Annotated in this window: 1 rRNA gene; it reads right to left on the bottom strand. The window is 51.2% G+C overall.

What is annotated here, in order from left to right:
* Positions 1-400 (bottom strand): 23S ribosomal RNA (locus UF05_RS07655); the annotation flags it as partial.

Genomic DNA, 400 nt, shown 5'->3' with positions numbered 1-400 from the left:
AACAGCCACCCATTAATCAGACAGCATCTCTCGTCTCCCGCCCTGCCAGATTTCTCTGACCACCCGTCCACAACTACGGGACTATCACCCTGTATCGTCGGACTTTCCAGACCGTTCGTCTAACGCGTGTAAAGCTTAAGGGCTAGTCCAATTTTGCTCGCCGCTCCTTTCGGAATCTCGGTTGATTTCTTTTCCTCGGGGTACTTAGATGTGTCAGTTCCCCCGGTTCGGCTCGCTGCGCTATGTATTCACGCAGCGATTCTGACTTATGTAAGGGGGTTTCCCCATTCAGGAATCCCAGACTCAAATGGTTGTTACTTCCTAATCTGGGCTTATCCCAAGTTACTACTTCGTTCATCGCCTCTGACTGCCAAGGCATCCACCGTGTACGCTTAGTCAC

Origin of the sequence: Vibrio sp. S457-15 (genome assembly GCF_000960545.1) — a bacterium.
Taxonomy (GTDB): domain Bacteria; phylum Pseudomonadota; class Gammaproteobacteria; order Enterobacterales; family Vibrionaceae; genus Vibrio; species Vibrio parahaemolyticus.
This window is presented reverse-complemented; position numbering and strand designations above follow the sequence as displayed.